Below are 21441 nucleotides of genomic sequence, written 5' to 3'. Positions count from 1 at the left end.
CAGTTCGTTCCACCCGCTGCACCGCGTCGCCCGCCGCCCTCTCCGCGGCGGTTCCCCTCCGACGACAGGAGCGAGCAGCCGTGCCCATCGGCAACGTCATCCCGGGCACCCGGGTCGGATCCGCGCCCGAACGCCACCAGCCGGCCCCGTGCCGGACGGTCACCTACTGGTGCCGCAACGACCACCGCAACGAGATCCGGCTCGCTGCCGAGGTCGAGGTGCCGGAGGTGTGGGACTGCCCGCGTTGCGGTCTCCCCGCCGGCCAGGACGCGCAGAACCCGCCGGGCCGCGCCCGGCCCGAGCCCTACAAGACCCACCTGGCGTACGTGAAGGAGCGGCGCACCGCGGCGGAGGGGGAGGCCATCCTGGCCGAGGCCCTTGCCGACCTGCGCCGCCGGCGTGGCCGTCCCGCCGGCTAGGCGGCGTTCCCGCCCAGGGACGGACAGCAAGGGGCCCCTCGTCGACGCCCGGCGTCGACGAGGGGCCCCTGCACGTCAGCGCAGGCTGCGCAGGCGGGCCGGGACGTCGGCCGCCGCCGCCCGGTCCAGCAGCCAGAGGGTCCGGCCCGTGCCCTGCACGCCGGCCGCCGGCAGTTGCACCGGCCCCGCCCCGGCCAGCGCCATGCCGACCGCCCGTGCCTTGTCGGCCCCGCTGGCCACCAGCCAGACCTCCTCGGCCGTGTTGATCGTCGGAAGGGTCAGCGTGGTCCGCACGGGCGGGGGCTTCGGGCTGCCCCGCACCGCGCTGACCGGCCGGCTGTCGTGGTGCACCGGGTGCTCGGGGAAGACCGAGGCGACGTGCCCGTCCTCGCCGACGCCCAGCATCAGCACGTCGAAGTGGGGGAGCGCGGCGTGCCCCGGACGCGCCGAGCGGGCCAGCTCCTCGGCGTAGCGGGCCGCAGCCTCCTCCGGGTCCGGCCCGGCCGGACCGTCGGAGGCCGGCATCGGGTGGACCCGGGCCGGGTCCAGCGGCACCGCGTCCAGCAGCGTGGCGCGAGCCTGGGTCTCGTTGCGCTCGGGGTCGCCGGTGGGCAGGAACCGCTCGTCGCCCCACCAGACGTCCACCCGGGACCAGTCCACGGCGTCCCGGGCCGGCAGCGCCGCCACCGCCCGGTGCACCGCCGCGGCTATCCGCCCGCCGGTCAGCACCACCGACGCCTGGCCCCGCTCGGCCTGCGCGTCGAGCAGCTTGACCACCAACCGGGCGGCCACCGCCTGGGCCAGCAGGTCGGCGTCGGCGTGGACGGCGACACTCGCCTCACTCATCTGTGTGCCTTCGTTTCTCCGGCCGCCGCGCGGCCGGTCCTCCGTGGTGCCCCGGGCAGTCGGGCGCTCAGCGCTCGGCGCTCGTTCCCACGTGCGCGGTGACCCCCGCCTCGGCCCGCTGGGCCGTGGCCGGGTCCTTCCAGACGTGCACCCGCTGCGGCGGGCGCTGGTCGAGGTCGGCCAGCCCGGCCGCCGTGCCCAGCGCCTCCGCGTACACCTGGTCGGCGTCGAGCCGGCGCAGCTCCTCGGCCAGTTCGTCGCCCAGCGGCCGGCGGACGAGCGGCAGCTGCCGGTCCTCCTGGCCGGTACGCCGGAACGTCGCCACGCTGTCGTCCCGGGTCAGCGTCAGCGTGTCGCCGTTGGCGCAGCGCAGCTGCACCTCCCGCATCCGGGGCGACGCGTCGGTGTGCTCCCACACCGGCTCGATGCCCAGCCGCGCGGCCAGCCAGCCCTGCATCAGCGCGGCGGTCGGGTCGGTCGGCGGGGCCACCACGGTCGCCTCGGTCACCCTGGCCTGGGTGGTGTCGAACGCCCCCGCCACGAGCGTGCGCCACGGGGTGATCCGGGTCCACGCCAGGTCGGTGTCGCCGGGGGCGTAGTCCCGGGCCCGCTGGCGCAGCGCCTCGATCGGGTCGGCGGACTGCGCGCAGTCGGTGATCCGCCGGTCGGCCACCACGCCGAGGAAGTCCGTGGCGATCTCGGCCGGCGGCTCGCCGTGCCACCACGTCACCACCGGCACGTCCGGCACCAGCAGCGGCATCACCACCGATTCGGCGTGCAGGGCCAGCCGCCCGTACATCCGGGTGACCACCGCCTCGCACGGGCCGAGCCGGCCGCCGACGACGATCTCCGCGTCCAGCCGGTTGCGTTCGCGCTCCACGTCGGTGCGGACCACCACCAGCAGGCGGCAGGGGTGGGCGGCGGCGGCTATGGTCGCCGCCGCCTCCGCCTCGCGGACCCGCTTCTCGTCCACCACCACGATCAGGGTGAGCGCCATGCCGCTGGCCACCCCGCCGGCGCTGCGACGCTCGGCGGCCAGCGCCTTGACCACCTCGTTGCCGGTGGTGTCCCACAGGCCGATCAATGGAGCCTCCTGGTTTGCTCGCTGCGGCTGCTCACGGCACCTGCCTTCGTTCGCGACTGCGGGGCTCGCAGAACCGGCTCACTCCTCGCGCTCACGGCACTGGCCTTCGTTCGCGACTGCGGGGCTCGCAGAACCGGCTCACTCCTCGCGCTCACGCCCGCCGCCATGCCCGGCCCTCGCGGGCCAGCATCTCGTCAGCGGCCCGGGGGCCCCACTCGCCGGCCCGGTACGGCTCCGGCCTGGTGCCCGCCCACGCCTGCTCCAGCGGGTCCACCACCTGCCAGCTCTGCTCGACCTCGGCGGCGTCCGGGAAGAGGGTGCGGTCGCCGATCAGCACGTCCAGCACGAGCCGCTCGTACGCCTCGGGGCTGGCCTCGGTGAACGCCTCGCCGTACTGGAAGTCCATCGCGATGTCGCGGACCTCCATCGTGGTGCCGGGCACCTTGGAGCCGAATTTGAGCACGACGCCCTCGTCCGGCTGCACCCGGATCACGAGCTGGTTGTTGCCCAGCGACTCCATGTCGGCTTCGTTGAACGGCAGGTGCGGCGCCCGCTTGAACATGATGGCGACCTCGGTGACCCGCCGTGGCAGCCGCTTGCCGGCCCGGATGTAGAACGGCACCTCCGCCCAGCGGCGGTTCTGGATGCCGAGCCGGACGGCCACGTAGGTCTCCGTGGTCGAGTCCTCCGGGACGCCCTCCTCCTCCAGGTATCCGACGGCACGCTCGCCGCCCACCCAGCCGGGCAGGTACTGGCCGCGCACGGTGCCCTCGGCCACGTCCTTCGGCAGGGTGATCGCCCGGAGCACCTTGAGCTTCTCCGTGCGGATCTCGTCGGCGTCGAAGCTCGTCGGCTCCTCCATCGCCACCAGCGCCAGCAACTGGAGCAGGTGGTTCTGGAACACGTCACGGGCCGCGCCGGCCGAGTCGTAGAAGCCGGCGCGGGTGCCGATGCCGACGTCCTCGGCCATGGTGATCTGCACCGAGTCGACGTACTTGGAGTTCCACAGCGGCTCGAACAGGTTGTTGGCGAACCGCAGGGCGAGGATGTTCTGGACGGTCTCCTTGCCCAGGTAGTGGTCGATGCGGAAGACGTCCTCGCGGGTGAAGACGTCGTCGACCAGGTCGTTGAGCGCCTTCGCCGAGGGCAGGTCGTGCCCGAAGGGCTTCTCCACCACCACCCGGCGCCAGCCGCCGGACTTGGCGTTGTCGGCCATCCCGGTGCGGGCCAGCTGCTTGAGGACCACGGGGAACGCCGCCGGGGGGATGGAGAAGTAGAAGGCGGCGTTGCCCGGGATCCCGTGGGTCTGGCGCAGCTCGTCCAGCATCTCGGAGAGGTGGTCGAACGCGGCGTCGTCGTCGAACGAGCCGCCGACGAACTTGATGTTGCCCACCAGCCGCGCCCACACCTCCTCCCGCCAGGGGGTGCGGGCGTGCTTCTTGGCGGCCTCGTGGGCGAGCGACTCGAAGTCCCCGTCGCCCCAGTCCCGGCGGGCGAAGCCGAGTACGGCGAAGCCCGGGGGCAGCAGCCCCCGGTTCGCCAGGTCGTACACGGCCGGCAGGAGCTTCTTGCGGGCCAGGTCACCGGTGACGCCGAAGATCACCAGAGCGCACGGCTCCGGGATCCTCGGCAGCCGGCGGTCCTGCGGGTCGCGCAGCGGGTTCACGCCGCCTCCTCGCTCCGCGTCATCGATGGTCCCCATCGTCACGCCCGCAACGCCCCGACCGCATCGAGCAGCTGGGCCACGCCCGCCGACCGGTCGGTCAGGTGCAGCCGGACCAGCGGGCGCTTCCGCTCGGCCAGGGCCTGCCGGTCGCCGGCGGCCTGCGCCGCCTGCAGCTCACCGAAGGTGTACGGCCGGCCCGGCACCGGCAGGTCGTCGGCGACCGCGCCGGTGAGCTGGAGGTAGCTGCCGACCTGCGGGCCGCCCTTGTGGTACTGGCCGGTGGAGTGCAGGAACCGCGGCCCCCAACCGAAGGTGACCGGCCGTCCGGCGGCACCGGCCAGCAGCGGCCGCAGCCGGGCCGCGTCGGCGTCGGCGAACCGGTCGAGGTACGCCATCACCGCGAGGTAGCCGTCGTCGCCCGTCGCGTCGACCAGCTGGCGGAGCACGCCGGCCAGGTCGCCCGGGGCGCCCTGCGGCGCGTACACCTCGATCGCGCCCTCGGTGAACGACGGCGTCTCCGCCGGCGGACCGGAGGCGAGGATCCGGTTCGTGTTCTCCTTGGACTCGGTGACGTTGGGCTGGTTGAACGGGTCGATGCCGAGCACCACGCCGGCGATCGCGGTGGCGTACTCCCAGGCGAGGAACTGCGCGCCGAGCGGGCCGTTGACGGCCACGTCGGCGTCGGCGCCGCCGCCGGGGACGGCGCCGGCGGGCAGCGCGCCGCCGTAGGTCACGGTGAGCACGTCGTCGCCGGTGGCCCCGGGGCTCTGCGGCGACTCCACGACGACCGGCAGGATGCCGACCCCGGCCTTGCCGGTGGACTCGGCGATCAGCTGCTCGGCCCAGTCGCCGAGGCCCTCGATGCCGGTGCCGTCGGAGATCAGGGCGATCTTGTCCCGGCCCATGGTGGCCGCCGCGCCGAGCGCCGCGCCGAGCGCCAGGCCCGGGTTGTCACGGTCCCCGCCCAGCGACCGCGCCAGCGCGTCGGCCTCGTCGATCAGCTCGGCCACCTCGACGCCGGCCAGCGCCGACGGGACCAGCCCGAACGCGGTCAGCGCCGAGTAGCGGCCGCCCACGTTCGGGTCGGCGAGCACGGTGAAGGCGCCCATCTCGGCGGCGGTGGCCTCCAGCGGCGAGCCGGGGTCGGTGACGACGACGAAGTGCCGGCCGGCCTCCGCCTCGGTCATCCCCGCGTCGAGGAACGCCTGCCAGTACGCCCGGCGGTGGCTGTCGGTCTCGACGGTCGAACCGGACTTGCTGGCCACCACGACCACGGTGCGCTCCAGCCGGTCGGCCAGCGCCGCCCGGACCTGCCCCGGGTCGGTGGTGTCGAGCACCGTCAGCTGCTTGCCGAGGGTGCGGGCGATGACCTCGGGGGCCAGCGACGAGCCGCCCATCCCGGCGAGCACGACGTGGTCCAGGTCGGCCAGCTCCGCCTTCAGCTCGGCGAGCTGGGGCAGCAGCTCCCGGCTGCGCAGGTGGGTGTCCACCCAGCCGAGGCGGATCTTCGCCTCGGCCTCGGCGTCCGGACCCCACAGGGTCGGGTCCTTCGCGGCCAGTTTGCCCGGCGTGCCGGCGCTGACCAGCGCGTCCCGGGTGGAGGCGGGAGCCGACCTGTCGACCGTGTCGGCCCCGTGCACGGAGAGCCCGGCGGCGGCCTCGACCGCCCCGGCGAGCAGATCGCTCACGCCGCCACCTCGCTCCGCTCGGCGGCGGCGCGAGGCGCCGCACTGCTGAGCCTGATGGTTCGCTCGCTACGCTCGCTCACGCGTTTCCTCCCGCCTGCTGCGCGGCCTGCGCGTTGCCCTTCGCGGCGTCGCCCGGGTGGTCTGCGCCCCGGCCCGCGGCCGACAGCGACTTGCGGACGCCGTCGAGCAGTTCCTGCCAGCTGGTCTCGAACTTCTCCACGCCCTCGCGCTCCAGGGTCTCGATGACGTCGGCCATGTCGATCCCGACCGACTCCAGGTCCGCGAAGACCTTGCGGGCCTCGTCGTACGAGCCGGTGATGGTGTCGCCGCGGGTCTCGCCGTGGTCGGCGTACGCGTGCACGACCGGCTCCGGCATGGTGTTGACCGTGCCGGGGGCGATCAGCTCCTCGACGTAGATGACGTCCCGGTAGTCCGGGTTCTTGGTCGAGGTGGAGGCCCACAGGGGCCGCTGCGGGTGGGCGCCGGCGTCCGCGAGGGCCTGCCAGCGGTCCGAGGAGAACACCTCGCCGTAGCGCTCGTACGCCAGCTTGGCGTTGGCGACGGCGGCCTTGCCGCGCAGCGCCTTGGCCTCGTCGGAACCGAGCTTCTCCAGCCGCTTGTCGACCTCGCTGTCGACGCGGGAGACGAAGAACGACGCGACCGACCCGATCTTCGACAGGTCGTGGCCGTTCGCCTTCGCCTGCTCCAGGCCGGCCAGGAACGCCTCCATCACCTGCGAGTAGCGGTCCAGCCCGAAGATCAGCGTGACGTTGACGCTGATCCCCTCCGCCAGGGTGGCGGTGATCGCCCGCAGGCCGGCCTCGGTGGCCGGGATCTTGATGAAGAGGTTCGGCCGGTCGACGAGCCACCACAGCGCCTTGGCCTCGGCGACGGTCTTGTCGCTCTCGTGGGCCAGCCGGGGGTCCACCTCGATGGAGACCCGGCCGTCGACCCCGGCGCTGCCCTCGTACGACGGGCGCATCACGTCGCAGGCCCACCGCACGTCGTAGGTGGTGAGCATGCGTACGGCCTCCTCGACCTCCACCCCACGGGTGGCGAGGTCGCGCAGCTGCCAGTCGTACTCGTCGGCGTCGCTCAGCGCCTTGGCGAAGATCGTCGGGTTGGTGGTCACCCCGGCCACGTGCTTCTCCCGGCGGAGCTGGTCCAGCCCGCCGGAGGACAGCCGTACCCGGGAAAGGTCGTCGAGCCAGACCGCCACGCCTGCGGCGGTGAGTTCACTAAGCCTGTCCGTCATACCGTCCACGCTCCCCTCAGTTGCCGGTCGTGAAACCGGTGATGTCGCCCATCCGGGTCAGCGCCGCGTGCGCGGCGGCCACGATCCGGTCGGGCGTGAAGCCGAACTGCTCGAAGAGCACGGAGTGCGGGGCGCTCGCGCCGTAGTGCTCCAGGCTGACGCTCTCGCCGCAGTCGCCGACGATGCCGTGCCAGGACATGCTGATGCCCGCCTCCACGCTCACCCGAGCCTTTACCCCGCGCGGCAGCACCGACTCCCGGTACGCCTCGTCCTGCTCGAAGAACCACTCCTGGCACGGCATCGAGACGACCCGGGTCGGGGTGCCGTCGGCCTCCAGCCGGTCGCGGGCGGTCAGGCAGAGCTGCACCTCGGAGCCGGTGCCGATGAGGATCACCTGCGGCTTGCCGTTGGACGCATCGGCGAGCACGTAGCCGCCCTTCGCCACGCCCTCGGCGCCGGCCAGGACCGAGCGGTCCAGCGTCGGCAGCGCCTGCCGGCTCAGCGCCAGCGCGGTCGGCCGGTCGGTGTGCTCCAGGGCCTGCCGCCAGGCCCAGGCCGTCTCGTTGGCGTCGGCCGGCCGGACCACGTCCAGGCCGGGGATGGCGCGCAGCGCGCTCAGGTGCTCCACCGGCTGGTGCGTGGGGCCGTCCTCGCCGAGGCCGATCGAGTCGTGCGTCCAGACGTAGACCACCGGCAGCTTCATCAGCGCGGCGAGCCGCACCGACGGGCGCATGTAGTCGCTGAACACCAGGAAGGTGCCGCCGTACGGGCGGGTGCCGCCGTGCAGGGCGATGCCGTTGAGGATCGCGCCCATGGCGTGCTCACGGATGCCGAAGTGGAGGGTGCGACCGTATTCGTGGCCGGGGAAGTCCTTGGTGGCGTGGACGGCCGGGACGAACGACGGCTCGCCCTTCATGGTGGTGTTGTTGCTCTCCGCGAGGTCGGCCGAGCCGCCCCACAGCTCCGGCAGCACTCCGGCGAGCGCCTCCAGGACCTTGCCGGAGGCGGCCCGGGTGGCGATGCCCTTGGCGTCGGCCGGGAACTCCGGCAGCGCCTCGGTCCAGCCGCTCGGCAGGATCCGCCCGGCCATCCGGTCGTAGAGCGCGTGGCGCTCCGGGTTGGCCTTCGCCCAGGCGTCGAACGCCGTCGTCCACTCCTGCTGGGCCCGGGCGCCGCGCTCCATCACCGCGCGGGCGTGGCCGAGCATCTCCTCGTCGACCTCGAAGGTCCGCGCCGGGTCGAAGCCGAGGAGCTGCTTGGTGGCGGCCACCTCGTCGGCGCCCAGCGCCGAACCGTGGATCTTGCCGGTGTTCTTCTTGTTGGGGGCGGGCCAGCCGATGATGGTGCGCAGCGCGATGAAGGAGGGGCGGCCGGTCTCGGCCTTCGCCGCCAGCAGCGCCCGGTGCAGGGCCTCGACGTCCTCGTGGTAGTCGCCCTGGTCGGCGTCGCCGGCACGCCAGTCGACGGTCTGCACGTGCCAGCCGTACGCCTCGTAGCGGGCCGCGACGTCCTCGCTCTTGGCGATCCGGGTGTCGTCCTCGATGGAGATCTCGTTGTCGTCGTAGATCACCGTGAGGTTGCCGAGCTGCTGGTGCCCGGCGAGGGCGCTGGCCTCGTGGCTGATGCCCTCCTCGATGTCGCCGTCGGAGACGATGCACCAGATGTCGTGGTCGAAGACCGACCGGCCCGGCTCCGCCTCCGGGTCGAACAGGCCGCGCTCGCGGCGGGCCGCCATCGCCATGCCGACCGCGTTGCCGAGGCCCTGCCCGAGCGGCCCGGTGGTGGTCTCCACGCCGGGGGTGTGCCCGTGCTCGGGGTGGCCCGGGGTCAGCGAGCCCCACTGCCGCAGCGACTCCAGGTCCTGCAGGGCCAGCGGGTAGCCGGAGAGGAAGAGCTGGATGTAGAGGGTGAGGCTGGAGTGGCCCGCGGAGAGCACGAAGCGGTCCCGGCCGGGCCAGTTCGGGTCGGCCGGGTTGTGCCGCATGACCCGGTTGAAGAGCAGGTAGGCCGCGGGCGCGAGGCTCATCGCGGTGCCCGGGTGGCCGTTGCCGGATTTCTCCACGGCGTCCATGGCCAGCACGCGGACGGTGTCGACGGCCCGGCGGTCGAGGTCGGACCAGTTGAGTGCGGGGTGCTCGGGTCGGTTGGCAGCCACGATGGTTGTGCTCCTCGGCAGATGGGCGGAACCCTCAGTGATGACCCTATCGAGCGGTCCTAAACGTCCGCCCAGGGATCTCTGCATGCCGGTCTGTACTGGTCCGCGCCGGTGGCGGTCACACCCACGACGGTGTGACGGCCCGCACCGTTGTCGGGTCGCCCGGGCAGCCAAAACGACGACGCGTAGTCTGTGGTGCGGTGTGTGGCCCCAGTCGGGTCCGGCCGATCCGACCTCCCCTGCCGACGCCGGAAGGTGGCAATCCGTGAGCATGATCACCGAGCGCCCCGTCAGCAACTCCGCCGGGCAGCCGCCGGTGCGGACTGCGGCGGAGACCCCGGCGGTGGCCCGCCGGGACGTCCGCGCGGTGGTCGCGGCCTACGTGACGCTGACCAAGCCGCGGATCGTGGAGCTGCTGCTCGTCACCACGGTGCCGGCGATGATGCTCGCGGACGGCGGCCTGCCGTCGCTCTGGCTGGTGGCCGTGGTGCTGGTCGGCGGATCGCTCGCCGCGGGCGCGGCGAGCGTCATCAACTGCTACATCGACCGGGACATCGACCAGCTGATGCGGCGCACCAAGCGTCGCCCGCTGCCGGCGCACACCGTGACACCGCGTAACGCGTTGGTCTTCGGGCTGGTGCTGGCGGCGGTGTCGGTCGCGATGATGGCGGCGTTCACCAACCTGCTGGCCGCCGGGCTCACGCTGGCCGCGATCGTCTACTACGACGTCGTCTACACCCTCTGGCTGAAGCGGACCACGACGGCCAACACGTTCTGGGGCGGGGCCTGCGGGGCGGCGCCGGTGCTGATCGGCTGGGCGGCGGTGACCGGGACGCTCGCCCCGGCCGCGTGGGCGCTGTTCGCGGTGGTCTTCTTCTGGCAGATGCCGCACTTCTACCCGCTGGCGATGAAGTACAAGGACGACTACGCCCGGGCCGGCATCCCGATGCTGCCGGTGGTGGCCTCCACGCGGCGGGTCAACGCCGAGATCATCGGCTTCGCCTGGCTGACCGTGGCGTCCTCGCTGGCCGTGTGGCCGCTGGGGATGAGCCTCATCTACGGCGTGCCGGCCGTGGTGGTCGGCGCCATCTTCGTGGTGGAGGCGCACAAGCTCGCCCGGCGGGTGGCGCGGGGGCAGGCCGTCAAGCCGATGCGGCTGTTCCACTGGTCGACGACCTACCTGACCATCCTCTTCGCCGCCGTCGCGCTCGACGCGCTGATCTGACCGGGCGGCGCCCCCGATCCGGACGGGCCGCCGCGCCGAGCCGGGTCCCGGCCTGACGCGTCCGCCCGGTCCGGGCGGTCGGAGGCCGTACCAAAAAATCATCATGCTGTATGGCTTGTCCGGGTTTCTTGTCACATCGGCGACGCCGTCGGTATGGGTCCGGAACCGCTCGGATGCCCCGGGCCGGCCCGGTTCGGGGCGGCGGATTGGAGGGATAAGTCCGGACAAGGCCGTGCATATTGCCTGTGGTTCTCCTTAAACCTGCGGGTAATTGGCATCACAAAAGCTTCATGGTTCTCGCCCGCCCGGGTGGAAGTCTGCTTACGCTTCCCGTCATGGCAGAAGGTTCCGATACGACGCTGACGGCCGAGCAGACCTCCGGGCAGGCCCCGCAGGGCCTGGTCGCGGGCATCAAGTCGTTCGCCGCCGGTCACGGCGGGGCGAAGGCGGTCATCGAGTACGTCGGCAAGCGTGGCGCGCGCATCGTCCTCGTGGGCGAGGACGGGGTGTGGGGCGACCAGTTCGCCGACGACACCGTCGTGGCGCGGGATGCCTGCGCGAAGGCGGGAGTCACCGTCGAGAACGCCTGGGAGCGTGAACTGATGGACCAGATGCGTCCGAGCAACGACCTGTGGCGGTCGATGGCCCGGCGCACGATGGCCCGTTGACATAACTTGACCGATCACCACCAGCCGACCCGGGGGAAACCCCGGGTCGCTCTCGTTACCTGTGCCGAACTGCCCGACCTCGACCCCGACGACCGGCTGCTGCTCGAACCGCTGGCGCGCCGCGGCGTGACCGTCGAGGCGCTGGACTGGGCCGACCCGTCCGCCGACTGGCCGGCGTACGACCTGGCGGTGCTCCGCTCGCCGTGGGACTACGTGCCGCGCCGCGACGAGTTCCTCGCCTGGGCGTCGCGGGTGCCCGCCCTGGCCAACCCGGCCGACGTGGTGCGCTGGAACACCGACAAGCGGTACCTGGCCGACTTGTCCGCAGCCGGGGTGCGCACCGTGCCGACGTCCTGGGTCACGCCGGGGGAGAGTTGGCGGCCGTCCGCCGCCCGCGGCGAGTACGTCGTCAAGCCGGCCGTCGGCCTTGGCAGCCGGGACACCGGCCGCTACGACCTGGCCGAACCGCAACACCGGGAACTGGCCGTGGCGCACGTGCGGCGGCTGACGGACGCGGGCCGGCTGGCCATGGTGCAGCCGTACCTCGACGCGGTCGACACGGCCGGCGAGACGGCGCTGCTCTTCCTGGCCGGGCCGGGCGGACCGGCGTTCAGCCACGCCGTGCGCAAGGGCCCGATGCTGACCGGCCCGGACCTCGGCGTCGACGGGCTGTACCGGCCCGAGGAGATCACCGCCAGCACCGCCACCCCGGAGCAGCTGGCGGTGGCGGACAGGGCCCTCGCGGCGGTGCCCGGCGGGCCGGGACGGCTGCTCTACGCCCGGGTGGACCTGGTCCCCGGCCCGGACGGCGCACCGGTCCTGGTGGAGCTGGAGCTCACCGAGCCGTCGCTCTTCCTCGGCCACGCCGACGGAGCCGCCGATCGCCTGGCCGACGCCATCCTGGCCCACCTGGGCCGCGCCGCCGGCTGACCGGCGCGGTCAGCTCAGGCGGCGACCGGGACGGCCCGGTCGGCGGCGTCCGGGGCCGGGGTCGACCCGACCGGGCGGCGCTCGCGGGTGGACCACTGCACCGAGAGGGTGGCCAGCAGCACCAGGCAGGAACCCAGCATGTGCGCGCCCACCAGCAGCGCCGGCAGGTTCGTGAAGTACTGCACGAAGCCGATCACGCCCTGGCCCAGTTCGACCGCCACCAGCACCACGGCGGCCCGCGCCGCGCGCCGCGCGCCGACCGCGCGGAAGGCGAAGACCAGCGCCACGGACAGGCCGACGAGCAGGAAGACGCCGTCGGCGTGCACCTGGGAGATGGTCTCGGGGTCGAGGCCGTTGCGGGCCGCACCCTGGTCGCCCGCGTGTGGGCCGCTGCCGGTCACCCAGGTGCCGATCACGAGCACGGCCGCGCTGACCACGGTGGTGAGCGTGGCCAGGGTCCGCAGCGGGGCCGGCACGACGGCCACCGCCGGGCCCGCCGGATCCTTGATCCGCCGCCAGAGCGCGTACGCGGCCGCGATCACCAGCATCGAGGCGAGGAAGTGCAGGCCGACCACCCACGGGTTGAGGTTGGTGAGCACGGTGATGCCGCCGACGACCGCCTGGGCCGGGATGCCGAAGAGCACGGCGACCGCGAGCGGGATCAGCTCCCGGCGCCGGGGGAGGTGCAGCAGCACGGCCACCAGCACCGCCAGCGCGATGACGCCGACCGCGAAGGTGAGCAGGCGGTTGCCGAACTCGATCACCCCGTGCACGCCCATCTCCGAGGTCGTGACGTACGAGTCGTCGGTGCACCTGGGCCACGTGGGGCAGCCGAGACCGGACGCGGTGAGCCGGACGGCCCCGCCGGTGACGACGATGCCCACGTTCGCGATGATCGAGGCGAGCGCGAGACGGCGCAGCAGTGTGGTGGAGACCGGGAACCGGACGGGTCGCTTCACGGCGCAAATCCTACGCACCGTAGTGGAGCACGATCGGGTGACTCCGTCCGTGCGGTGGTTCGGATCACCGGGGCCCGGGTTTGCGGGCCCCGGACGAATTACGTAACGTTGGCGTTGTGAAAAACGCGGCGGCGCTCTCCGGGCACCAGCCGGCGGTCGTTCCGGCCGCCGGTCAGTCCGCGTCCGTCGCGGACCTCTCCACCCGTGACCGGGTCACCCAGCTGCTGCTGGAGCAGGGCGCGACCACCGCCGCGCAGCTCGGCTCGGCACTCGGGCTCAGCCCGGCCGCGATCCGCCGGCACCTCGACGCGATGCTCGCCGACGGCGACGTCGTCGCCCGCGAGCAGACCGTCCGGGGCCACCGCGGCCGGGGCCGGCCGGCGAAGGTCTTCGTGCTGACCGACGCGGCCCGGGTCCGCTGCGGCACCCACCACTACGACAACATGGCCACCGCCGCGCTGCGTTGGATCGCCCGAAACGGCGGCGCCGCGGCGGTCGAGGCGTTCGCCACGGACCAGGTCGCCGCGCTGGAGACCCGCTGCCGGGCCGCCATGGAGGACGCCGGCGACGACCCGCTCGCGCGGGCCGAGGCCCTCGCCGGAGCGCTGACCGCCGAGGGTTACGCTGCGAACGCGTCCACGATCGCCACCGGTGGTCAGCTCTGTCAGCACCACTGCCCGGTGGCGCACGTGGCCGCCGAGTTTCCCCAGCTGTGCGAGGCCGAGACCGCGGTGATCTCCCGCCTGGTCGGCACCCACGTGCAGCGCCTGGCCACCATCGCGCACGGCGACGGAGTGTGTACCACGCACATTCCCACCCAGCCGGGGCGTGCCCGTTCCGGTAAGACCGTCACCACTGTGAGGACAGATAGATGACCGAGCAGATCGTCCAGCCCCTGACGCAGGAAGAGCAGCTCGCCGCCCTGGGTCGCTACGAGTACGGCTGGGCCGACCCGGACGTCGCCGGGGCGGTCGCCCAGCGCGGCCTCAGCGAGGCGGTGGTGCGGGACATCTCGGCCAAGAAGAACGAGCCGGCCTGGATGCTCGACCTGCGGCTGAAGGGCCTGCGGCTGTTCGGCCGCAAGCCGATGCCGGCCTGGGGCGCCGACCTCACCGGGATCGACTTCGACAACATCAAGTACTTCGTGCGGTCCACGGAGAAGCAGGCCACCAGCTGGGAGGACCTGCCCGAGGACATCAAGAACACCTACGACCGGCTGGGCATCCCCGAGGCGGAGAAGCAGCGGCTGGTCGCCGGTGTCGCGGCGCAGTACGAGTCCGAGGTCGTCTACCACAAGATCCGCGAGGACCTCGAGGAGCAGGGCGTCATCTTCCTCGACACCGACACCGCGCTGCGCGAGCACGAGGACGTCTTCAAGGAGTACTTCGGCACGGTGATCCCGGTCGGCGACAACAAGTTCGCCGCGCTGAACACCTCCGTGTGGTCCGGCGGCTCGTTCATCTACGTGCCGAAGGGCGTGCACGTGGAGATCCCGTTGCAGGCCTACTTCCGGATCAACACGGAGAACATGGGCCAGTTCGAGCGGACGCTGATCATCGTCGACGAGGGCGCGTACGTGCACTACGTCGAGGGCTGCACCGCGCCGCTGTACTCCTCCGACTCGCTGCACAGCGCGGTCGTGGAGATCATCGTCAAGAAGAACGCCCGGTGCCGCTACACGACCATCCAGAACTGGTCGAACAACGTCTACAACCTGGTCACCAAGCGTGCCGTCTGCCACGAGGGCGCGACCATGGAGTGGGTCGACGGCAACATCGGCTCCAAGGTCACCATGAAGTACCCGGCGGTCTACATGACCGGCGAGCACGCCAAGGGCGAGGTGCTCTCGGTGGCCATGGCCGGCGAGGGGCAGCACCAGGACGCCGGCGCCAAGATGGTGCACGCCGCGCCGCACACCTCCTCGACGATCATCTCCAAGTCGATCGCCCGGGGCGGCGGCCGCACGTCGTACCGCGGCCTGGTCCAGGTGCTGGAGGGCTCGCACAGCAGCCGCAGCACGGTCAAGTGCGACGCGCTGCTGGTCGACACCATCTCCCGCTCGGACACCTACCCGTACGTCGACATCCGCGAGGACGACGTGTCGATGGGGCACGAGGCGACCGTCTCGAAGATCAGCGACGACCAGCTCTTCTACCTGATGAGCCGGGGCCTGAGCGAGGACGAGGCGATGGCGATGATCGTTCGCGGCTTCATCGAGCCGATCGCCAAGGAACTCCCGATGGAGTACGCCCTGGAGCTCAACCGCCTGATCGAGCTCCAGATGGAGGGCGCGGTCGGCTGACGCCGCCGCCCCAGTTCAGGACACCGTCGTCGTAGAACAGACCAAGGAAGAGATGACTACCCAGGCTTCCGCGCCGCCCAGCACCAAGTCGCAGGCGCTCCGCTCGTACGACGTCGCCGACTTCCCGGCCCTCACCGGCCTGGAGGAGGAGTGGCGCTTCACCCCGCTCAAGCGGTTGCGCGGGCTGGTCGGCGCGGCGCAGGCCGCCACCGGCACGGTCCGCCACGAGCACGGCGACCTGCCCGAGGGCGTCACCGTCGGGCGGATCGGCTCCGACGACCCCCGGGTGGGCAGCGTGCTCACCCCGGTCGACCGGGTCAGCGCGCTGGCCTACGGCGGGGCCGGTCAGGCCCTGCTGGTCCAGGTCGCCCGCGACGCCGTGGTGGCCGAGCCGGTGAGCCTGCGGGTGGTCGGCGAGAGCGCCGAGGGCCTCGCCTTCGGGCACACCTTCGTCGAGGTGGGCCGGTTCGCCGAGGTGACCCTGGTGGTGGAGCACGTCGGTTCGGCCACGCTGGCCGACAACGTCGAGGTGGCCGTGGCCGACGGGGCGAAGCTGACCCTGGTCACCGTCGCCGACTGGGCCGACGACGCCGTCCAGGCCCAGCACCTGCGGGTCCGGTTGGGCCGCGACGCGAAGGTGGTGCACGTCCAGGTATCCCTCGGCGGCGACCTGGTCCGGCAGTACACCTCGGTGGAATACACCGACCGGGGCGGCGAGGCCGAGCTGTACGGCCTCTACTTCGCCGACTCGGGGCAGCACCTGGAACACCGCCAGCTGGTCGACCACACCGTGCCTGACTGCCGCAGCTACGTCGGCTACCGCGGCGCCCTGCAGGGCGAGAGCGCGCGCACCGTCTGGGTGGGCGACGTGCTGATCCGCGCCGAGGCGACCGGCACCGACACGTACGAGATCAACCGGAACCTGCTGCTGACCGACGGCGCGCGGGCGGACTCCGTACCCAATCTGGAGATCGAGACCGGCGAGATCGCCGGCGCCGGGCACGCGAGCGCGACCGGCCGCTTCGACGACGAGCAGCTGTTCTACCTGATGGCCCGGGGCATCCCGGAGTCCGAGGCGCGGCGCCTGGTGGTCCGCGGCTTCTTCGCCGAGCTGATCAACAAGATCCCGGTCGAGTCGCTGCGTGAGCGCCTGGGGGACGCCATCGAGGCCCGGCTCACCAAGGCCGGCGCCTGATGATCCGCCTCTGCTCCACCGAGGACGTGCCGAAGGGCACCGTGGTCAGCGCGGACGTCGACGGCACCCCGATCGCGCTGGTGCACGGCGAGGACGGCGTCTTCTACGCCGCCTACGACGAGTGCTCGCACGCCGCGGTCGCCCTCTCCGAGGGGGAGGTCTCCGGCTGCACGCTGGAATGCTGGCTGCACGGATCCCGTTTCGACCTGAGGACCGGCGAGCCGACCGGGCTGCCCGCCACCGAACCCGTTCCCGTCTATCCCGTCGAAGTCCGAGACGGCGACATCTACGTCAGTCTCACGCCGAGCAATGGAGTGACCCGATAATGAGCACCCTGGAGATCCGCGACCTGAAGGTGTCGGTCAAGCTGCCCGAGGGTGAGCTCAAGCCGATCCTGGCCGGTGTCGACCTGACCGTCCGCTCGGGCGAGACCCACGCGATCATGGGCCCGAACGGCTCCGGCAAGTCCACCCTGGCCTACTCGATCGCCGGCCACCCCAAGTACGAGATCACCGGCGGCTCGGTGACCCTCGACGGCGAGGACGTGCTGGCCCTGTCCGTGGACGAGCGGGCGCGCGCCGGCCTCTTCCTGGCCATGCAGTACCCGGTCGAGGTCCCCGGCGTCTCGGTGGCGAACTTCCTGCGTACCGCCAAGACCGCCATCGACGGCCAGGCGCCCAAGCTGCGCACCTGGGGCGGCGAGCTGCGCGGGGCCATGGAGCGCCTCCAGATGGACCCGGCGTTCGCCCAGCGCAACGTCAACGAGGGCTTCTCCGGCGGTGAGAAGAAGCGGCACGAGATCGTGCAGCTGGAGCTGCTCAAGCCGAAGATCGCCATCCTCGACGAGACCGACTCCGGCCTCGACGTGGACGCGCTGCGCGTGGTCAGCGAGGGCGTGAACCGCGTTCGCGACACCGGCGACACCGGCATGCTGCTGATCACCCACTACACCCGGATCCTGCGCTACATCAAGCCGGACTTCGTGCACGTCTTCGTCGCCGGCCGGATCGTCGAGCAGGGCGGCCCGGAGCTGGCCGACAAGCTCGAGGAAGAGGGCTACGAGCGGTACGCCGCCGGAGCCGGCGCGGCGCGGGCCTGACTCCTCTGGAAAGAATGGGTGGGCCGGTCGACATGACTTCCATCGCGATCCCGTCGGGGATGCCGCAGTACGACGACGTGCCGCGTTACGACGTGGCGAAGGTGCGCGCCGACTTCCCGATCCTCGACCGGGAGATCAACGGGCACCGGCTGGTCTACCTCGACAGCGCCAACACCTCGCACAAGCCGCGGCAGGTGCTCGACGTGCTCGGCGAGCACTACGCGATGCACAACGCCAACGTGTCCCGCTCGGTGCACACCCTGGGCACCGAGGCCACCGAGGCGTACGAGGGCGCGCGGGCGAAGATCGCCGCGTTCATCAACGCGCCGAGCGTGGACGAGGTGGTGTTCACCAAGAACTCCACCGAGGCGATCAACATCGTGGCGTACGCGTTCTCCAACGCGTCGCTGCGGCCCGACGCCGACCCCCGCTTCCGGCTCGGCCCCGGTGACGAGGTGGTGATCTCCGAGATGGAGCACCACTCGAACATCGTGCCGTGGCAGCTGCTCTGCGAGCGCACCGGCGCGACCCTGCGCTGGTTCCCGGTCACCGACCAGGGGCGCCTGGACGAGTCGGGGCTGGAGGACCTGGTCACGGAGCGGACGAAGATCGTCTCGCTGGTGCACACGTCCAACATCCTCGGCACGGTCAACGCCACCTCGCGGATCACCGCGCGGGTCCGCGAGGTGGGCGCGCTGCTGCTGCTCGACTGCTCCCAGTCGGTGCCGCACATGCCGATGGACGTGGTCGACCACGACGCCGACTTCATCGTTTTCACCGGGCACAAGATGTGCGGCCCGACCGGCATCGGCGTGCTCTGGGGCCGGTCGGAGCTGCTGGCGGCGATGCCGCCGGTGCTGGGCGGCGGGTCGATGATCGAGACGGTCACCATGGCCCGCTCGACGTTCGCCGCGCCGCCGGCCCGGTTCGAGGCGGGCACCCCGCCGATCGCCGAGGCGGTCGCGCTCGGCGCGGCCGTCGACTACCTCGCCGGCATCGGGATGCGGGCCATCCAGTGGCACGAGAAGGAGCTGACGGCGTACGCGCTGGACGCCCTCGCCACGGTGCCCGGCCTGCGGATCTTCGGGCCGGCCGTACCGGTGGGCCGGGGTGGCACCATCTCGTTCGCCCTCGGCGACATCCACCCGCACGACGTCGGGCAGGTGCTCGACTCGCTCGGCGTGCAGGTGCGCGTCGGCCACCACTGCGCCAAGCCGGTGTGCACCCGGTTCGGCGTGCCGGCCATGACGCGGGCCTCGTTCTACCTCTACACCACCACCGGGGAGATCGACGCCCTGGTGGCGGGGCTGGAGCAGGTGCGGAAGGTGTTCGAGTGAGCGGCGACGCAGGAGCCCGCGGATCGACGGGAGTTCAGCCTGATGCAGCTTGAATCTCTTTACCAGGAGATCATCCTGGACCACTACAAGCACCCGCACGGTCGCGGCCTGCGCGATGCGGACGCCACGGGTGCCCGGGTCGCCGAGGCGCACCACGTCAACCCGACCTGCGGTGACGAGGTCACCGTCCGGGTGGCGACCGACGGCGACGTGCTGCACGACGTCTCGTACGACGGCATGGGCTGCTCGATCAGCCAGGCGTCGGCGAGCGTGCTGCACGAGCTGCTGGTGGGACGGGACGCGGGCGACGCGTTCCGGGTACACGAGGCGTTCGTCGAGTTGATGTCCGGCCGTGGCCAGGTCACGCCGGACGAGGACGTGCTCGGTGACGGGGTCGCGTTCGCGGGCGTCGCCCGCTACCCCGCCCGGGTCAAGTGCGCGCTGTTGCCGTGGATGGCGTTCAAGGACGCCGCGGCACGCGCCGGTGTGGGCGTGAGCCCGACGGAGGTTGAGGCATGAGCAGCGAGGACACCGCCACCGCGGCGAACCCGGCGACCGAGGACGCGGGCGCCCCGGGCGGGGAGGCCGGCGCGTCGGCGGCCAAGGGCAAGGCCGCCGTCGCCGACGTCGAGGAGGCGATGAAGGACGTCGTCGACCCCGAGCTGGGCATCAACGTGGTCGACCTCGGCCTGGTGTACGGCGTGCACGTCGGCGACGACAACGTCGCCACCCTGGACATGACGCTGACCTCGGCGGCCTGCCCGCTGACCGACGTGATCGAGGACCAGGCCCGGCAGGCGCTGACCACCGGACCGGGCGGCGGCCTGGTCGACGACATCCGGATCAACTGGGTGTGGCTCCCGCCGTGGGGGCCGGACAAGATCACCGACGAGGGGCGCGACCAGCTCCGCTCCCTCGGCTTCAACGTCTGACCGGCCCCACGCCGGTACCCGTCGAGCGCGTCGCCCCCTGCGGGGCGGCGCGCTCGCTCTTGTCGGGGGAATTCGGTGGCGGGACGGCGGGGTGCTGCCGAGGATGAGCGGGTGATCGAGACGTACCCGACGAAGACCGTTCCCGTCCCCGCGGCCACCGCCGCCGGGCGACAGCGGACCGCGTCCGGTCGCGTCCCGGTCCGCCGCCGACCGTCGTGACCGGCGCGTTCCTGGCCGGTCTGGTCGCCGGCTACGGCGTCGCCATCCCGGTCGGCGCGATCGCGGTCCTCATCCTCGGGCTCAGCGCGCGCACGTCGTTCCGGGTCGGCGCCGCCGCCGCGTTCGGGGTGGCCACCGCCGACGGGCTCTACGCCGCCGTGGCGGCCCTCGGCGGGGCCGCCGTCGCCGGGCTGATCGCCCCGGTCGCCGGGCCGCTGCGGCTGGCCGCCGCACTGGTGCTGCTCCTTCTCGCCGGCCACGGCGCCTGGCGCGCGCTGCGTCCCCGCACCGTGACCGGGGTCGCCGGCGTCCGCCGGGGCATGGACACCCCGCTCCGCGCCTTCACCGGTGTGCTCGCGCTGACCCTGCTGAACCCCGCGACCGTGGTCTACTTCGCCGCGCTCGTGCTGGGTCGCACCGACCGCGCCGGGTCGGATCCGCTCGCCGCCGGTCTCTTCGTGCTCGGCGCGTTCGTCGCCTCGGCGAGCTGGCAACTGCTCGTCGCCGGCGGGGGCTCCCTGGTCGGCCGGGTGCTCACCGGCCCGCGCGGTCGGCTCGTGACGGCGCTGCTCTCCAGCGTGATCATCGCCGCCCTGGCCGTGGCGATGCTGCTGCCCGACGGAGCCGCCGGCGCCGCGGTGCCGTAGGTTCGGGCGTATGAGCAGCCGCCCCGCCGCCGGAGGCGGCCGCTGGGTCGAGGTCGACCCGGCCCGGGTCGCCCGCTGGGCCGAGGGCTTCGCCGACCGGCACGGCCCGCCCACCACCACCATCCAGGCGTACGGGCTGCTGCTCTCCGCCGCCGACGGCGCGACCGCCGAGCTGCACACGCCGCCCGGGGCGCCGGCCGCCTCCGACGTGGCCGGCTTCGTGGCCGCCGCGACCACGCCCCGCCGGCTCGGCCTGCTGCTCGCCCGCAAGGGCGCGGTGGCGGTGGGCGTCGCGGCGGGGGAGGAGCTGGTGGTCTCCAAGGTGGACACCCGCTACGTGCAGGGGCGTACCGCCGCCGGGGGGTGGTCCCAGCAGCGCTTCGCCCGGCGGCGCGACAACCAGGCGAAGGCGGCGCTGGGCGACGCGGCCGACCTGGCCGTACGGCTGCTGCTGCCGGAGGCGTCGTCGTTGGGCGCGCTGGTCTGCGGCGGCGACCGGCGGGCGGTGGACAGCGTGCTGGCCGACCGGCGGCTCGCCCCGCTGGCGGCGCTGCGCGCCGAGCGGCTGCTGGACGTGCCCGAGCCCCGCCACGCCGTGCTCGTCGGCGCGATCGCGGCGGCCCGGGCGGTCCGGATCCTGGTCCGCGACCCCGCGCCGTCCTGACCCGACACCACGGCACCACGGCTCCGGCGGCCCGCGGTTCCGGCTGCGGCCCGGCGGTTCCGGCTGCGGCCCGGCGGCTGCGGCGGGAGCGCGGCCACGGCTCGGAGGGGGCGCGAAGGCCGTGCTCCTCCGCCCGGGGAGCGGCCCCGAG

Annotated in this window: 21 protein-coding genes; 14 read left to right on the top strand and 7 right to left on the bottom strand. The window is 72.8% G+C overall.

Annotated elements, in window-relative coordinates:
• The first annotated feature begins 80 nt into the window (after window positions 1–80).
• On the top strand, window positions 81–419 hold the full coding sequence (locus ACFHW0_RS00265) for an RNA polymerase-binding protein RbpA (protein ID WP_416604641.1): 339 nt from the start codon (window positions 81–83) through the stop codon (window positions 417–419).
• A 75-nt stretch (window positions 420–494) separates the two neighbouring features.
• Here the strand turns inward: ACFHW0_RS00265 and pgl are convergent, their stop codons facing one another.
• The 6 genes from pgl to tkt all read right to left on the bottom strand — a co-directional run bounded on the left by pgl (window position 495) and on the right by tkt (window position 9113).
• Window positions 495–1265, bottom strand: a complete 771-nt coding sequence (pgl, locus tag ACFHW0_RS00260; protein ID WP_416604640.1) for a 6-phosphogluconolactonase — start codon at window positions 1263–1265, stop codon at window positions 495–497.
• A 67-nt stretch (window positions 1266–1332) separates the two neighbouring features.
• The gene (locus tag ACFHW0_RS00255; RefSeq protein ID WP_416604639.1) at window positions 1333–2349 is read right to left on the bottom strand and encodes a glucose-6-phosphate dehydrogenase assembly protein OpcA; all 1017 of its coding nucleotides are present in this window, start codon (window positions 2347–2349) and stop codon (window positions 1333–1335) included.
• 151 nt (window positions 2350–2500) lie between these two features.
• A complete protein-coding gene (zwf, locus tag ACFHW0_RS00250) occupies window positions 2501–4051 on the bottom strand; it encodes a glucose-6-phosphate dehydrogenase (RefSeq protein WP_416604637.1) in 1551 nt (516 codons plus the stop codon).
• A gap of 2 nt (window positions 4052–4053) precedes the next feature.
• The gene (locus ACFHW0_RS00245) at window positions 4054–5703 is read right to left on the bottom strand and encodes a glucose-6-phosphate isomerase (protein WP_416604635.1); all 1650 of its coding nucleotides are present in this window, start codon (window positions 5701–5703) and stop codon (window positions 4054–4056) included.
• A gap of 76 nt (window positions 5704–5779) precedes the next feature.
• A complete protein-coding gene (gene tal, locus ACFHW0_RS00240; protein WP_416604634.1) occupies window positions 5780–6958 on the bottom strand; it encodes a transaldolase in 1179 nt (392 codons plus the stop codon).
• A gap of 16 nt (window positions 6959–6974) precedes the next feature.
• Entirely contained in the window at window positions 6975–9113 is a 2139-nt protein-coding gene (tkt, locus tag ACFHW0_RS00235; protein WP_416604632.1) for a transketolase, read from the bottom strand.
• A 265-nt stretch (window positions 9114–9378) separates the two neighbouring features.
• Between tkt and ACFHW0_RS00230 the strand changes: the two genes are divergently transcribed.
• From ACFHW0_RS00230 to ACFHW0_RS00220, 3 genes are all read left to right on the top strand, one after another.
• Window positions 9379–10338 carry a heme o synthase gene (locus tag ACFHW0_RS00230; protein WP_416604630.1) on the top strand — a complete coding sequence of 320 codons (960 nt, stop codon included), beginning with the start codon at window positions 9379–9381 and terminating at the stop codon, window positions 10336–10338.
• A gap of 335 nt (window positions 10339–10673) precedes the next feature.
• Window positions 10674–11006: a hypothetical protein gene (locus ACFHW0_RS00225; protein WP_416604629.1), complete on the top strand. Its 333-nt coding sequence runs from the start codon at window positions 10674–10676 to the stop codon at window positions 11004–11006.
• A 6-nt stretch (window positions 11007–11012) separates the two neighbouring features.
• Window positions 11013–11936 (top strand): ATP-grasp domain-containing protein, encoded by a 924-nt coding sequence (locus tag ACFHW0_RS00220; RefSeq protein ID WP_416604628.1) that lies wholly within the window; start codon window positions 11013–11015, stop codon window positions 11934–11936.
• Between the two features lie 14 nt (window positions 11937–11950).
• Here the strand turns inward: ACFHW0_RS00220 and ACFHW0_RS00215 are convergent, their stop codons facing one another.
• Entirely contained in the window at window positions 11951–12913 is a 963-nt protein-coding gene (locus tag ACFHW0_RS00215) for a COX15/CtaA family protein (RefSeq protein ID WP_416604627.1), read from the bottom strand.
• Between the two features lie 98 nt (window positions 12914–13011).
• On the opposite strand from ACFHW0_RS00215, the gene ACFHW0_RS00210 reads away from it, so the two are divergent.
• From ACFHW0_RS00210 to ACFHW0_RS00165, 10 genes are all read left to right on the top strand, one after another.
• Window positions 13012–13770, top strand: coding sequence for a helix-turn-helix transcriptional regulator (locus ACFHW0_RS00210; RefSeq protein ID WP_416604625.1), 759 nt, complete (start codon window positions 13012–13014; stop codon window positions 13768–13770).
• Complete coding sequence (gene sufB, locus ACFHW0_RS00205) at window positions 13767–15197, top strand: Fe-S cluster assembly protein SufB (RefSeq protein WP_416604624.1); 1431 nt, start codon at window positions 13767–13769, stop codon at window positions 15195–15197. The genes ACFHW0_RS00210 and sufB overlap by 4 nt, the downstream gene beginning before the upstream one ends.
• Window positions 15198–15249: 52 nt before the next feature.
• Window positions 15250–16392: a Fe-S cluster assembly protein SufD gene (gene sufD / locus ACFHW0_RS00200; RefSeq protein WP_416604622.1), complete on the top strand. Its 1143-nt coding sequence runs from the start codon at window positions 15250–15252 to the stop codon at window positions 16390–16392.
• Window positions 16392–16718 carry a non-heme iron oxygenase ferredoxin subunit gene (locus ACFHW0_RS00195; protein WP_358090412.1) on the top strand — a complete coding sequence of 109 codons (327 nt, stop codon included), beginning with the start codon at window positions 16392–16394 and terminating at the stop codon, window positions 16716–16718. The genes sufD and ACFHW0_RS00195 overlap by 1 nt, the downstream gene beginning before the upstream one ends.
• Window positions 16718–17491: a Fe-S cluster assembly ATPase SufC gene (gene sufC, locus ACFHW0_RS00190; RefSeq protein ID WP_121400692.1), complete on the top strand. Its 774-nt coding sequence runs from the start codon at window positions 16718–16720 to the stop codon at window positions 17489–17491. The genes ACFHW0_RS00195 and sufC overlap by 1 nt, the downstream gene beginning before the upstream one ends.
• 32 nt (window positions 17492–17523) lie before the next feature.
• Entirely contained in the window at window positions 17524–18828 is a 1305-nt protein-coding gene (locus ACFHW0_RS00185) for a cysteine desulfurase (protein WP_416604620.1), read from the top strand.
• 42 nt (window positions 18829–18870) lie between these two features.
• A complete protein-coding gene (gene sufU, locus ACFHW0_RS00180) occupies window positions 18871–19347 on the top strand; it encodes a Fe-S cluster assembly sulfur transfer protein SufU (protein ID WP_121400693.1) in 477 nt (158 codons plus the stop codon).
• Window positions 19344–19760: a metal-sulfur cluster assembly factor gene (locus tag ACFHW0_RS00175; protein WP_416604618.1), complete on the top strand. Its 417-nt coding sequence runs from the start codon at window positions 19344–19346 to the stop codon at window positions 19758–19760. Before sufU ends, ACFHW0_RS00175 begins: the two co-directional genes overlap by 4 nt.
• Window positions 19761–19975: 215 nt before the next feature.
• The gene (locus ACFHW0_RS00170) at window positions 19976–20626 is read left to right on the top strand and encodes a LysE family transporter (protein ID WP_416604616.1); all 651 of its coding nucleotides are present in this window, start codon (window positions 19976–19978) and stop codon (window positions 20624–20626) included.
• Window positions 20627–20636: 10 nt separating this feature from the next.
• Window positions 20637–21290 (top strand): acVLRF1 family peptidyl-tRNA hydrolase, encoded by a 654-nt coding sequence (locus ACFHW0_RS00165; RefSeq protein WP_416604615.1) that lies wholly within the window; start codon window positions 20637–20639, stop codon window positions 21288–21290.
• Window positions 21291–21441: the final 151 nt, after the last annotated feature.

This window comes from Micromonospora sp. LOL_025, from assembly GCF_048060285.1.
In the GTDB taxonomy this organism is placed as follows: domain Bacteria; phylum Actinomycetota; class Actinomycetes; order Mycobacteriales; family Micromonosporaceae; genus Micromonospora.
Note: the sequence above shows the minus strand (reverse complement) of the source record. Positions and strands in the feature narration are given on the sequence as shown.